The organism is Microbacterium sp. (assembly GCF_017305435.1).
Classification (GTDB): Bacteria; Actinomycetota; Actinomycetes; order Actinomycetales; family Microbacteriaceae; genus Microbacterium.
The window spans coordinates 1-12,266 of the sequence record NZ_JAFKIP010000010.1 but is presented as its reverse complement, the minus strand read 5'-3'; the positions used below and the strand labels follow the sequence as shown (position 1 = coordinate 12,266).

Below are 12,266 nucleotides of genomic sequence, written 5' to 3'. Positions count from 1 at the left end.
AAGCCTCGAAGATCGACTATTCCGTCGCATCGAGTCCTCCCCGTAGACGACACCGGACGATGGTGAGAGACTTCTCTGTCGCCGGCGACGAACGCTCCTACACTCGGGAGACCGTCGCGATCGCCCGACACGGAGACCACCCGTGGGAGCGTCTCTACACGCTTGCCGACGCGGCCGAGGAAATCGCGAGACTCGCCGCTGCGAACGGTGGCGACATCGACCGAATGCTCAAACAGCTGGTCAGAACGGACGACGACGGCGAGGTCGAGCGCAGGGTTCGTGAGCGCGAGGGGGATGAGCAGTGAACCGCTCGAGGATGTTGCGGTGCGCTTCGAGGTCGACCGCGATGAACTCTAAAAGCAGCCGTAACCGCGAACGTGGAGAGCAGCTATGAGCGAGTATCCATGGTTCGACTTCGACCAGGTCGACTTCGTCACCTCGGACCAGCATTTCGGTCACGCACGGATCAGCGAACTCGCCGAGCGCCCGTTCGCGACCGTGGAGGAGATGAATGCGGAGCTGGTGCGACGGTGGAATGAGGTGGTGGGACCAGACGACTCCGTGCTCCATCTCGGTGATCTGGCGCTTGGGGCGATCGAGGAGTCCGTCGGGCTGACCGCGCACCTGAACGGGCTCTTCGGACATTCGGTGGGGGGGGAGGCTCGCCGGGTGGGGTTCGGCGGGTAGGGGTCGAGGTCCCCGAGGATCAGTAGCGCCAACTGCTGCTCCAACCGAGGACCTCGACGTGTCTCACGATAGTTCGGGGTGCGCTGACGCTTGCTCTGCCGCCTGCCCGTGTTCCCGCTGCGACTTGCTGCTCGGCCTCGATGGGGTCCATGTCGAGGACGTTGACCGCCGTGACGGGCTGCTGATCGTGACCGTCTCGAGCCCGGCGGCACCGACCGGCTGCCCGTCGTGCGGGGTCGTCGCGACCGGCCGCGGACGTCGCCGACGGGGTGCTTCATGATGTGCCCGGCGTGACGCGGGTGCGGATCGTGTGGCGGCAGCGGGTCTGGCGGTGCGACGAGGTGGGATGCGTGCGACGGACGTTCGTGGAGCAGCTCCCGGGTCTGGTGGCCCGGCGCGGGTCGATCACCACGCGCGCCGTCGGCTGGGCGATCGGGCAGCTGCGCCGCGAGCACGCCACCGTGCACGGTATCGCCCGTCAGCTCGGAACGTCGTGGAAGACGGTGTGGCGGGCCGTCGAGCCCGAGCTGGTCAAACTGGCTGAGGACGAGTCCCGGTTCGAGAACGTCACCACCCTCGGCGTCGATGAGCACATCTGGCATCACACAGACCCCCGAAAGCGCGGCCCGAAGGAGCTGACCGGGATGGTCGATCTCAGCCGCGACAGCACCGGAAAGACGCGGGCCAGGCTGCTCGACCTCGTGCCCGGCCGCTCCGGGAAGGCCTACGCGTCCTGGCTCGCCGAACGCGGCGAAGCGTTCCGGCAGAACGTGAAGGTCGCAGCTCTTGACCCGTTCGCCGGCTACAAGACCGCGATCGACGACAAGCTCGAAGACGCCACGGCCGTGCTGGACGCGTTCCACGTCGTCAAGCTCGGCACCGCCGCCGTCGACGAGGTCCGCCGCCGCGTCCAGCAAGACACCCTCGGGCATCGCGGTCGGACCGGCGACCCGCTCTACGGGATCCAGACCATCCTCCGCGCCGGCGCCGAGAACCTCACCGAGAAGCAGCGGACCAGGCTCGCGGCAGCGATCGAGGCCGACCCCGCGCACGACGAGGTGTTCGTCGCATGGGACTTCCACCCTCATGCACCGCCCTCCAGTGCTCAGAAAGTGCAGCATCCCAACCAGAACAGCGCACAAGGTGAGCGATGGAGCCCCCACCCTCACGCGCCCGCCCTCCAACGCTCACAAAGTGCTGCATGCCCGCACAGATCGCGCACAAAGAGCAGTGGAGCCCCATCCTCGCGCGCCAGTCGCCGAGTGCTCACTACATTCAGCATCCCCGGGCGGAACTGCGCACGAAGTGAGCACTGGGTCGCCCTCCAGTCCGCGCGCCAGTGCTCGAGCGCTCACAAAGCGCAGCATCCGCGGGGGAAAGAGCGCACGAAGTGAGCGGTCGAGCATGCAGGTCACACGGCGAAGGCGGCGACGACGAGGCCCGTGCCCGAGACGGCGACCGCGCCCTCCGTGGGGGCGACCACGACGGCCTGCCCGGGATCGAGCTGCTGCGACTCGACGGACGTCGCGACCTGCACGCGACCGCTCACGCCGAGGACGATCGCGGGCACCTCCGACGCGAGCGGGAGGAGCGCGGTCGACCCCTCGAGGGTCGCGGAGACCAGCCGCAGCGGGCTCCCCTCGGGCGCGATCGTGCGCACCGGCCCCTCGACGAGAGGTCGCTCCACCGCGACGGCCCGCTCGAAGTCGGTCGCCTCCAGGAGCGCCCGCCGGTCGACGTGCTTCCGGGTGAGGCCCGCACGCACGACGTTGTCGGAGTTCGCCATCAGCTCCACGGCGACGCCCGACAGGTAGGCGTGCGGCACACCGGAGGGGACGAAGAGCGCCTCGCCCGGCTCCAAGCTCCACACCGCGAGCAGCAGGGGCGCCAGCGCGCCCGCATCCCCGGGATGGTGGCCCGCGAGCTCGGCGACGACAGCACCGACCTCGTCACCCCGCGCCACCACCTCCTCGATGAGCGGCCCGGGATCACCGTTCACGAGCACCAGCGCCTCGAAGGCCGAGCGGAGCTCCCCCGCCCGCAGCCGCTCGAGCACCGCGGGGGCGGGCGACGACTCGAGCCCCGATAGCAGGGCGACCGCCTCGTCGAGCGGCCGGAATCCGACCATCCCCCGGAACGGCGTCACCGCGAACACCATCTCCGGCTTCGCGTGCGGATCCTTGAACGTGCGGTGCGGCGCATCCAACGGGACGCCCGCACTGTTCTCGTCTGCGTACCCCGCCGCTGAGAGCTCGGTCGAGGGATGGACCTGCAACGAGACCGGCTGGCCGGGGGCGAGCAGCTTCAACAGGTACGCGAGCTCCCCCGCGCCGCCGGCGAAGTACTCGCCTGCGCGGTCGGCGAGCAGCCGGTCGAGGGTCGTCCCGGCCGCAGGCACCGGGCTCGGTGCGGTCGGATGCGCGCCGTACCAGACCTCGGCGATCGGCTGCCCGTCGGGCTCCTGCCCGAGGAGGGCGGGGATCGCCTCGCGCGAACCCCAGTCGTATGTCTTCGACACTCCGTCGATCCTCAGCATCGCAGGCCTCAGTGCTCGCTCGTGGACGGCATGAAGCGGATGAGGGCGCGCACGAACCAGCCCGGTCTGCGGTTGCGGATCTCGGCCCGATTCTTGCGAATGACCGCCCAGCGAACCAGGTTGGCCCCGATCCAGCGGATGGGCTCGGGCGGCAGGGTGGCGGGGTCCGGCTGGTCGATGAGCCGGCTGCGGCCCCACTCGTCGTCGTCGCCCGCGAGCATCGCGGCGATGATGCGCGAGCACGCGGGGATCTGCGCCAGGGCGGTCCCGTTCCAGCCGTAGGCGTAGAACACCGACCTCGCGCCGCGCAGACGTCCGATCTGCGGGATGTGGCTCGGCACGCAGTCGATGCCGCCGGTCCAGCTGTACTCGATCGGCGCATCCGCCAGCTGCGGATAGACGCGGGCCAGCTCGGCCACGGCGAGCGGCGCGCCCTCCGGCCTGCGGTTGAACGCGGCGGTCACGCGATCGCGGAACAGCGTGCGTCCACTGCCCCGCCCGAAGACGACGCGGCCGTCGGAGGTGCGCTGGTAGTAGAGCACCTGCTGCTGCGCGTCGCAGATGGCCTCGCCGCCGCGCCAGCCGAGGGCGTCGAGGCGATCGGGGATGGGGGCTGTGGCGACGACCTCGCTGTCGACGACGAACATGCGCTTCCGGAGCTCGGGGATGGACGACGCCCAGATGTTCGTCGCCACCAGGACACGGTCCGCGTCGACGGTCGCGCGGTCGGTGACGAGACGAGCGCGGGCCCCGTCCGTGATCGAGCGGACGGGGGTGTGCTCGTGGATGACGACGCCGAGACGGTCGGCCCACCGCGCCAGGGAGCGCATCATCCGACCCGGATGCAGGCTCCCGCCGCGCTCCTCGACGACGCCGACGTACGAGGCGCTCGGCCCCACCCGCGCGGCCACGTCGGACGCGCTCAGCCGGGAGTACGAGTCCTCCCCCACCTCCGCGCCGCGGGCGAGAGCCTCGTCCCACGCGCCCTCCTGCGCTTTCGAGCTGGCGGTCCAGACCCAGCCGTCGAGCCTGAGGCCGAGGTCGAGCTCGCGGTCCTCCTGCAGCTGCCGCAGCTCGCCGATCGCCTCGGCCGACGCGCGGGCGAGGCGCAGCGCCTCCTCGTCGCCCACCACCGCGGAGAGCTGGTCGAGCCGCTCGAACCAGGAGTGCACCTGACCGCCGTTGCGGCCGGACGCCCCCGACCCGCAGGTGCTCGCCTCGAGCACGACGACCGAGAGCTCGGGATGCGTCTGCCGCAGCCGGATCGCGGTCCACAGCCCGGTGAGGCCGCCGCCGACGATCGCGACATCGGCGGTGATCCGCTCGGTGAGCGGCTCGAAGGACGGAGCGGAGGAGTGGGTGTCCTGGAGCCACAAGGCCTGGTCCTGGAGGGTCGCCTCGACGGGCGTGCGGAGTCGGTAGGTGGTCATGATGTCCGTCTCGTCGGGGCGCGCGAGAGCGCGCCGAGGGAGGGTGAGCGTGCGGCCGGAGGGGCCCGGAGCGGCCGGAGGCCGAGAGGTGTTGGAGGTGCGCGACGCGGGTCAGCGACGCAGCACGTTGAAGCTGAAGATGTCGCCGCGGTGGTAGTCCTGGGCGTAGAGCGTCGGCTCGCCGGCGATCGAGTAGGCGGTCTCGGTGATGTAGATCCAGGGACCGAACCCGCCGAGGGAGTACTTGGCGGCGGGTCCCTCGGGCATCTCGACGGCGTGGATGGCGGCGGTCGAGAACGACAGCTCGCGACCCTGGTCCTTGAGGAACGTGGTCAGCGATCCGGTCCAGTCCACGTGCTTGATCGGACCGGGGACCTGGGACCGAGCGATGGTGCCCACGCTGTAGATGAGGGGCGAGTCGCCCTCCGACCGGAGCCGCTCGATCCGGACGACGCGCTCGTCGTCGGCGAGGCCGAGCGCCTCGCGCTCGTCGAGGTCGGGGACGTCCTCCTCGACCGACAGCACGAGGGTCTGCGGCGAGTAGCCCAGCTCGCGCAGCATGTCGGTCGCCGACTCGAAGCGCGTGATCGGGCGGTTCACCTTCGCCGCCGAGAGCGAGGTGAGGTAGCGGCCGAGGCCCGGCCGCACCTCGACGATGCCGTCGTGCTCGAGCAGCTTCAGCGCCTCGCGGGCCGTGCTGCGCCCCACGCCGAACTGGTCGACGATCTCCGGCTCCGACAGCACGCGGTCGCCCGGCTTCGCCCCGTTGCGCTCGAAGTACTCGACCAGCGCGTCGCGCACCTGGACGGACATGAGCCTTCGGACGATCGGTGTCTCGATCACGCGCCTGCCCCTTCTCGAACGATCTGCGGGACCTGGTCGAACCCACCCCAATGCTGGCAGGTCAGGGCGGCCACGCGCGATCCTTCGATCATGCACGTCTGGACATCGGCTCCCTGCGCGAGCCGGTGGACGAACCCCGCGATGTAGCTGTCGCCGGCTCCGGTGGTGTCGACGACCTCGATGGGCTGGGCCGCCGCCTCCCACCACCGCTCGCCGTCGTGCGCGATGCTGCCGGCGGGCCCGCAGGTGACGACCGCGAGACGAGCGCCTCCGGCGATGGCCTCCCGGGCCAGCCGCTCCGCCTCGGGGCGATCGTCGCCGGCCGAGCAGAAGGCGACGTCAAGGTCGGCGTATCCGGAGCTGACCGCGCAGTCCTGGCTGACGAGCACCCCGCGCGCCCGCAGCTCGCGGCGGATGCGGTCGGCGAACGGGTTCATGCCGATGTGCACGAGACGGCGACGCCCCAGCACGTCGAGGTCCGCATCGCTGGGCTGGTAGTCGGCAGAGGTGGCGAAGTCCTCGAAGAAGATCACCCTCTCGCCGTCGTCCTCGACCCGGATCTTCGACACCGAGGTGATCCCCGGCAGCTCGACGAGGAGGGATGTGTCGACCCCTTCGCCCTCGAGCGTGCGGCGGATGCGCTCGCCGTCCGCATCCGGCCCCACGGCCCCGGCGTACGCGACGTCGGCGCCGAGGGTGCGGAGCTTGACGGCGACGTTCACCGCGTTGCCGCCGACGAAGCTCGTCAGGTCGGCGCCGTAGTACTGGTCGACCGTGTTGTCGCCGATGGTGGCCAGCCCGGAGTGCTCCGTCTGCTGGTGGTGCATGCTCATCTACTTTCCGATCCCGTCCGACAGCCCTCGGATGAAGTATTTCTGACACAGGAAGAACAGGGCGATCATCGGCACCGCGGCGATCGTCATCCCGGCGAACACCGAGGGGAAGTCGGTGACCGCCCTCGACGACAGGGTCGCGAGCCCCACGGGCAGCGTCTTCAACGAGTCGCTGCCGATGAAGATCAGGGCGAACAGGTACTCGTTCCAGGCGAACAGCACCTGCAGGATGACCGCCGACGTGATGATCGGCGCCGACATGGGGAGCACGATCCGCCAGAAGATCTGCGAGCTGCGCGCCCCGTCGAGCACGGCCGCCTCGTCGACCTCGATCGGCAGGTCGATCATGTACGACCGGATGAGGAAGGTCGTGAACGGGATGCGGAACGCCGTGTAGAGGATGATGAGCGCCCAGTAGGTGTCGTAGATCCCCCATCCCTGCAGCAGCTTGACCAGCGGGATGACCGCCACGGTCGGCGCCAGCATCAGCCCGCCGATGGTGATGTAGAGGATCGGCTTGCTGAACGGGATGGTGACCCTGGTGAGGCCGTAGGCGGCCCAGGCGCTCAGGAGGGTCGTCGCGATGACGCTCGCGACGGTGACGATGACGCTGTTGAGGAAGTACTCCCCCACACCGCCCGCGAACGCCCTCCCGTAGCTGGAAAGGTCGAGCTCGTCCGGCCAGCCGAACGGGCTCGACAGGATCTCGCTGTTCGACTTCAGCGAGCTCAACGCCATCCAGAGGATGGGGTAGAGCACGATGATCGCGAGCGCGGCGAGAACGCCGATGAGCAGGAGCCGGCCGACGATGCGGCCGAACCCGAGGGCGCCGATCGGCTTCGGTCGCCGACGGGTCGGCGTGGCCTCGATCGCTCCGAAGGCTGTGGTGACGGCCATCAGACCCTCCTCCTGTTGGCGTAGACGACCTGCGCGATGGCGAGGGCGAGCGTGATCACGAACATGACCACGGCGATCGCCGCCGCGTACCCGAAGTCGTTCTTGACGAATCCGCTGCGGTAGAGCCAGGTGCCGAGCACCTGGGTGGAGTTGTCCGGTCCGCCGCCCGTGGTGACCATCACCTCGTTGAACACCTGGAAGGCCCCGGACAGCGTGACGATCATCATCAGGGCGGTCATCTCGCGCACCAGCGGGATGGTGATCGAGAAGATCCGACGGAACGGGCCGATCCCGTCGAGCGCGGCCGCCTCGTAGATCTCCTGCGGGATGCGCTGGATCGCGACGGCGAACAGGAGCGCCGAGTAGCCGAAGCCCTGCCACTGGCTCATCATGATGATCGCCGTCATGGCGGTCTTCGGGTCTCCCAGCCACGCCTGCTGCAGCGAGTCGAGCCCGAGGGCGCCGAGGACTCCGTTCAGCAGACCGCCGTCCGGTTGGTAGATGAACGTGAACAGCAGCCCGATCACGGTGAGCGACATCGCCGAGGGGATGAAGTACACCGATCGGAGGGCGGCCCGCCAGCGGTGGCTGCGCAGGCTCTCGATGATCGACGCGAGCACGAGCGCCAGGAACACCTGGAACACGATCGAGATCACGGCGTAGAGCACGTTGTTCCCGAGCGCCCGCCAGAAGATCGGGTCGCCGGCCAGCTTGACGTAGTTGTCGGCGCCGACGAACGTCTGCTCGCCGGTGAAGATGTTCGACTGCTGGAAGCTGTACCAGAAGTTGAGCACGAGCGGGTAGTAGACGAACAGGAACAGGACGACGAGACCCGGCAGCACCCAGACGAGCCCGCTCCAGCGGGGACGCCTGCGGCGGATGCGCGGGGAGGCACCGCCGGTGCGCTCGCGCGCACCGGCGGTGGAGGAGGCTCGCGTCAGTTCGAGCCGGTTCTCCTGGCCGACGATGACCCCCTCCGACACGGCTCAGCCCTTCGCCTGCTCGGACGCCGCCTTCACGCCGTCCATGACGTCCTGCGGAGTGCGGTCACCGGAGATCAGGCCCTGCACCCCGGAGAGATACGCGTCGGCCACGTCCGGCACCGTGACGGTGTCGAGCCAGATGGAGAGGCTGTTCGCGTCCTGCAGCACGTCGATGCTCTCGCGCAGCTGCGGTGTCGAGTTCTCGTCGGTGAGCGAGCCCTTGACGGGGCTCGGGATGCCGAGCTCGGCGGTCAGCGCGGTCGCGTTGGCCTTGTCGGTGACGAACTTCATGAAGTCGACCGCGAGGGGCAGGTTCTTCGCCTTCGGGTTGATGAGGAAGCCGTCGGGTGCGCCGGTCAGCGCTCCGAGGTCGCCCTGGGCGTCGGATGCGGCGGGCAGCTTGAAGATGCCCCATCCGTCGTTCGCGGCGACCGAGCCCTCAGGCACGGTGGCGCCGAACTCGAGGTTCTCGACGTAGAACATTGCCGACTGCCCGACGCCGAAGGCGTCGCGCTGCGAGTAGTAGTCGGAGCCGTTCGCGCCCGATCCGGTGGTCGTGCACTGGTCGATGATGTCGGAGAACTGCTCCAGCGCCTTCACGTAACCGGGGTCGTCCCAGGTGGCGGTGTCGGGCTTGTAGTCGGCCGCGAGCACATCGGCGGGGACGTCGTAGCTGTTGAGCTGGGTGATGTAGTGGATGGCGGGCCAGCCGTCGACGTTGCCGAACGACATCGGCGTGATGCCCGCCGCGCTGAGGGTGTCGCAGGCCTTGAGGAGCCCGTCGAGGTCGGTCGGCACCTCGACGCCGGCCTGCTGGAACAGCTTCTCGTTGTAGACCATGAACTTCGCGTCGAGTCCGAACGGGATGCCGTAGGTCTTGCCGTCCTTCGACAGTGCGCCGATCGCGCTGGGCGCCATCGTCTGGCCCCACTCGGTGTCGGGGCCGATCACGTCGGTGAGATCGAGCGCGACACCGTTGTCGTAGAACTGCTCGGCGTAGTTGCCCGGCCAGGCGAAGTACACGTCCGGAAGGCTCTGCGACGCGGTGAGCGTCTTGATCTTGTCCTTGTAGCCCTGGTCCGACTCCTGCTGGAGCTCGACGGTCACGCCGGGGTGCGCGGCCTCGTACGCGGACTTCATCTCCTGGAAGAAGGCCTCGTAATTGCCGGCGTAGCGGGTGATGACGCTGACGGAGCCGCTGTAGTCGACGTTCGACAGGTCGACGTCGGCGGTGGCGGGCGAGCCGCTGCCGCCGCCGCTGCAGCCGGCCAGGGCCATCATGGCGATGACGCCGCCCGCTGCGAGCGCGGTAGTCCTTTTCCTCACGTCTTCGTTCCTCTCTGGATGATGGTGCGGTGGAAGTGGTGCGGGTCGGTGCTCGGGTGCTGACGGAGGCGGCCGGCTCGTGTGGTGGTCGAGCCGGCCGCGGCCCGACTAGTAGACGAGCTTCTTGTAGTAGCGACGGGTGGTGAGCGGGTGGTCGCGCAGCACCTCGAGGTGGGCGCTGAGCCGCTCGAACACGGTGGCGAGCAGGATCGGCGAGATCAGGCTGCGGGTCGACTGCGAGATGCCGGGCAGCTCGAAGTCCTTGGTGTCGAGGATGCGCACCTTCTCGGTGAAGCGCGGGGCGAACTCGATGACCCGGTCGACCAGTCCGCGCGACTCGTCCTCGCCGTTCAGGATGATGATGCTCACGCCGTCCTCGAGCAGCTCGAGGGCGCCGTGGAAGAAGTCGGACGCGTGCACCGGTCGGGTGCGGATCCACTGCATCTCCTCGAGGATGCACATGCCGTAGTAGTGCGCCTCGGGCCAGGTCGAGCCGGCGCCGGTGATGAGGTGATAGTCCTCGTCCTTGATCTCCTCGGCGAGCGCTGCGGCCCGGTCCTCGAAGGAGGCCTTGACGTCGACGAGCAGGGCGGGGAGCTGCTTCAGCTCGGCCACGGTCTCGTCGTAGGCGTCGTACTCGCCGCGGGCGTTCATCAGGGCGAGCGCCACGAGGAGCGTCTCGAGGTAGAACATCTCGGAGGAGGTGTCGTCCTCGGCGAAGGTGGTGAAGTTGTGGTCGGCCATCTCCGCCAGCGGGGTGTCGGCGTGACCGGTGAAGGTGATGATCGTCGCACCGGCCTTTTTGGCGTACTCGAGGGCCGCGATCGCCTCCTTCGTCGTGCCCGACAGCGACGGGGTGACGACGATCGACCTCTCACCGAGACGGGGGTTGCCGCGCTCGACGAGCTCCGCGCCCATCTCGTAGTACACGGGGAAGAGCGACTTGGCCTGAAGCAGCTGGAACGCGGGCTGGGTGAGAAACATCACTCCGCCGGCACCGAGGAAGAAGAGGTTCTCCGCTCCGCCGTTCACCAGGTCGGTCACGACCTCCTTCAGTCGGGGCTCGACTGCGAGAGCGTCCGACTGGATCCTGACGAATCTGTCGACATCGAAGTTCAGCATGGGGTTCTTTCGTTCGTGGTTCGTGTCCGAGGTTGTCTGACATCTGCTTGGACCCTTCAGACGTCGTGACAAGAATGCAGACACGCGACGGCGCTGTCAAGGGCGTCCGGCCCTCCGAAACAGACTCTTCACACGCTCGAAACGCGAGCACCCGGGGCGGGAGACCGAGCTCAGGAGAAAGAGCAGGGCCCAGAGCTCGGCCCGGGCGGGGAAGGACTCGAGGTCGAGGTCGAGCCGTGCGGCGAGACGCTCGACACGGGTGCGCAGGCTGTGCCGGTGCATCCCGGCGGCCTCGGCGGCCGCCTCCCAGCGGCAGCCGTGCTCGAACCACAGCGCGGCGAAGCGAGGCCATCAGCTTCGCGGGTTTGATCGAAGCGGACTCCTGAGCCTTCGATCCGAACGTGCGCTCCCCGTAGCCGGCAAGGAACGCGAGGACATCTGCCTCGTCGCACAGCTGCTCGATCAAGAACTCTTGAACGGGGTCCGTGTCGGCGTGCAGGTCAAGGAGCCGGAAGCGGTGGAAGTCGCTGGTAAGTACCCACCGAGGAACCTCGGGGTCGGGAAGATCATCGATGTAGTCCAACGCTTGCTGCTCGGCTGCGACGAGATCTTTCCCCGCCGACTTCATCTCGATCAGCGCGAGGCCAGGAATCAGCGCGTCGATGTAGCCGCGGGCACCGGTTGAGGAGCGCTTGACGCGCTTCTCATAGAAGGCTGCGCGGGTCTGGGTGATCCCGTAAACCCCGAGCAGGTCCCGAACGAAGGATTGCGCTTGCTGTCGCTCGTCGCCGGGCTCGTACTGGCCAATCACGGATGAACTGCGCAGCGCGGGCTCGGATCTCATTCATCGACAATGACTTCGGCACGATCCCAACGGTATCCGCCCCGGCCACCGACCCCTCGCACCATCCCACCTGCACGACGGCGGCGGCAGAAGAAGCAGCATCAGCAGCAGCAGCAGGCAAGGCAAGCGCGCCGTGTGGGATCCTGGCCAGTTGCTCGCGCGAAGGGACATGGCCATGAACGACAACTCAGCGGATCTCGTAGAGTTCTTGCTCGCCCGGATCGAGGAGGACGAACGCATCGCCGATCACGTTGCATCCGTCTCACCAACTACCGACACCAAGTTCTGCTTATGGGCGACCCAGTTCGCCTTCGACGCAGAGCGGATGATCGTCGCAGCGGACTATCAACGAGTGATCGCTGAGTGCGCCGCGAAGCGCAACATCGTCAACGAATTTCTCGTCGCGTCAGACCCAGCGTCGACGACCCTGGCACTTGTCTTGCGGCTACTCGCCTCCGCCCATCAGGACCACGCCGACTACCGCGACGTCTGGCGCGGATAGCAACCCTCCTCGCCGGCAGTCGACGTCCGGTCAATCCAGCCGCACTTTGCGTATTCGCAAAGTGCCCCGGCCGATATCGCGGTTTACGCAAAGTTCATCGGGATCCGACATTACTGTAGGTTCCCGGTCAAGGTGGCGGAGAACTCGGGGATTCCACGCTAATTGGCAGCAGTTTCGTCAGCAGGATTCCGCGCGAAATGGCAGATCCCTACATAAGAGTAGGAAGTCCACTTAGACTTGACGTCCGCCGCCGCCGTCCGATC

The 12,266-nt window shown here is 68.1% G+C and carries 12 protein-coding genes and 2 pseudogenes; 4 read left to right on the top strand and 10 right to left on the bottom strand.

Annotated features, from left to right (window positions below; translation table 11 throughout):
* The first annotated feature begins 59 nt into the window (after positions 1 to 59).
* The 3 genes and pseudogenes from J0I43_RS16340 to J0I43_RS16330 all read left to right on the top strand — a co-directional run.
* Positions 60 to 305: a hypothetical protein gene (locus J0I43_RS16340; protein WP_292866426.1), complete on the top strand. Its 246-nt coding sequence runs from the start codon at positions 60 to 62 to the stop codon at positions 303 to 305.
* 85 nt (positions 306 to 390) lie between these two features.
* The gene (locus J0I43_RS16335) at positions 391 to 687 is read left to right on the top strand and encodes a hypothetical protein (protein ID WP_292866424.1); all 297 of its coding nucleotides are present in this window, start codon (positions 391 to 393) and stop codon (positions 685 to 687) included.
* A gap of 124 nt (positions 688 to 811) precedes the next feature.
* Positions 812 to 1,760: pseudogene (locus J0I43_RS16330) on the top strand (ISL3 family transposase); the annotation flags it as partial.
* Positions 1,761 to 2,098: 338 nt separating this feature from the next.
* Here J0I43_RS16330 and manA read toward each other — a convergent pair.
* From manA to J0I43_RS16470, 10 genes and pseudogenes are all read right to left on the bottom strand, one after another.
* Positions 2,099 to 3,223 (bottom strand): mannose-6-phosphate isomerase, class I, encoded by a 1,125-nt coding sequence (gene manA / locus J0I43_RS16325; protein ID WP_292866422.1) that lies wholly within the window; start codon positions 3,221 to 3,223, stop codon positions 2,099 to 2,101.
* A gap of 8 nt (positions 3,224 to 3,231) precedes the next feature.
* Positions 3,232 to 4,653, bottom strand: coding sequence for an FAD-binding oxidoreductase (locus J0I43_RS16320; protein ID WP_292866419.1), 1,422 nt, complete (start codon positions 4,651 to 4,653; stop codon positions 3,232 to 3,234).
* Between the two features lie 111 nt (positions 4,654 to 4,764).
* Positions 4,765 to 5,496 carry a GntR family transcriptional regulator gene (locus J0I43_RS16315; protein WP_205353326.1) on the bottom strand — a complete coding sequence of 244 codons (732 nt, stop codon included), beginning with the start codon at positions 5,494 to 5,496 and terminating at the stop codon, positions 4,765 to 4,767.
* Positions 5,493 to 6,329, bottom strand: a complete 837-nt coding sequence (locus J0I43_RS16310; protein WP_292866411.1) for a PfkB family carbohydrate kinase — start codon at positions 6,327 to 6,329, stop codon at positions 5,493 to 5,495. The genes J0I43_RS16315 and J0I43_RS16310 overlap by 4 nt, the downstream gene beginning before the upstream one ends.
* Positions 6,330 to 7,226 carry a carbohydrate ABC transporter permease gene (locus J0I43_RS16305; protein ID WP_292866409.1) on the bottom strand — a complete coding sequence of 299 codons (897 nt, stop codon included), beginning with the start codon at positions 7,224 to 7,226 and terminating at the stop codon, positions 6,330 to 6,332. It abuts the gene before it with no gap.
* Positions 7,226 to 8,209, bottom strand: coding sequence for a carbohydrate ABC transporter permease (locus J0I43_RS16300; protein WP_292866406.1), 984 nt, complete (start codon positions 8,207 to 8,209; stop codon positions 7,226 to 7,228). The genes J0I43_RS16305 and J0I43_RS16300 overlap by 1 nt, the downstream gene beginning before the upstream one ends.
* Before the next feature lie 3 nt (positions 8,210 to 8,212).
* Positions 8,213 to 9,535: an ABC transporter substrate-binding protein gene (locus J0I43_RS16295; RefSeq protein WP_292866403.1), complete on the bottom strand. Its 1,323-nt coding sequence runs from the start codon at positions 9,533 to 9,535 to the stop codon at positions 8,213 to 8,215.
* Between the two features lie 108 nt (positions 9,536 to 9,643).
* Positions 9,644 to 10,579, bottom strand: coding sequence for an SIS domain-containing protein (locus J0I43_RS16290; protein ID WP_292866400.1), 936 nt, complete (start codon positions 10,577 to 10,579; stop codon positions 9,644 to 9,646).
* A gap of 174 nt (positions 10,580 to 10,753) precedes the next feature.
* Positions 10,754 to 10,939 (bottom strand): hypothetical protein, encoded by a 186-nt coding sequence (locus J0I43_RS16475; protein WP_367267562.1) that lies wholly within the window; start codon positions 10,937 to 10,939, stop codon positions 10,754 to 10,756.
* Positions 10,940 to 11,048: 109 nt separating this feature from the next.
* A pseudogene (locus J0I43_RS16470) lies at positions 11,049 to 11,501 on the bottom strand (type IIL restriction-modification enzyme MmeI); the annotation flags it as partial.
* Between the two features lie 175 nt (positions 11,502 to 11,676).
* Between J0I43_RS16470 and J0I43_RS16280 the strand changes: the two are divergent.
* A complete protein-coding gene (locus J0I43_RS16280) occupies positions 11,677 to 12,003 on the top strand; it encodes a DUF6221 family protein (RefSeq protein WP_292866394.1) in 327 nt (108 codons plus the stop codon).
* Positions 12,004 to 12,266: the final 263 nt, after the last annotated feature.

Bases quoted from the DNA above. Each gene is read 5' to 3' on its own strand.
- J0I43_RS16340 (WP_292866426.1), top strand. From the start codon at position 60: ATGGTGAGAGACTTCTCTGTCGCCGGCGACGAACGCTCCTACACTCGG.
- J0I43_RS16335 (WP_292866424.1), top strand. From the start codon at position 391: ATGAGCGAGTATCCATGGTTCGACTTCGACCAGGTCGACTTCGTCACC.
- manA (WP_292866422.1), bottom strand. From the start codon at position 3,223: ATGCTGAGGATCGACGGAGTGTCGAAGACATACGACTGGGGTTCGCGC.
- J0I43_RS16320 (WP_292866419.1), bottom strand. From the start codon at position 4,653: ATGACCACCTACCGACTCCGCACGCCCGTCGAGGCGACCCTCCAGGAC.
- J0I43_RS16310 (WP_292866411.1), bottom strand. From the start codon at position 6,329: ATGAGCATGCACCACCAGCAGACGGAGCACTCCGGGCTGGCCACCATC.
- J0I43_RS16305 (WP_292866409.1), bottom strand. From the start codon at position 7,226: ATGGCCGTCACCACAGCCTTCGGAGCGATCGAGGCCACGCCGACCCGT.
- J0I43_RS16475 (WP_367267562.1), bottom strand. From the start codon at position 10,939: ATGCACCGGCACAGCCTGCGCACCCGTGTCGAGCGTCTCGCCGCACGG.
- J0I43_RS16280 (WP_292866394.1), top strand. From the start codon at position 11,677: ATGAACGACAACTCAGCGGATCTCGTAGAGTTCTTGCTCGCCCGGATC.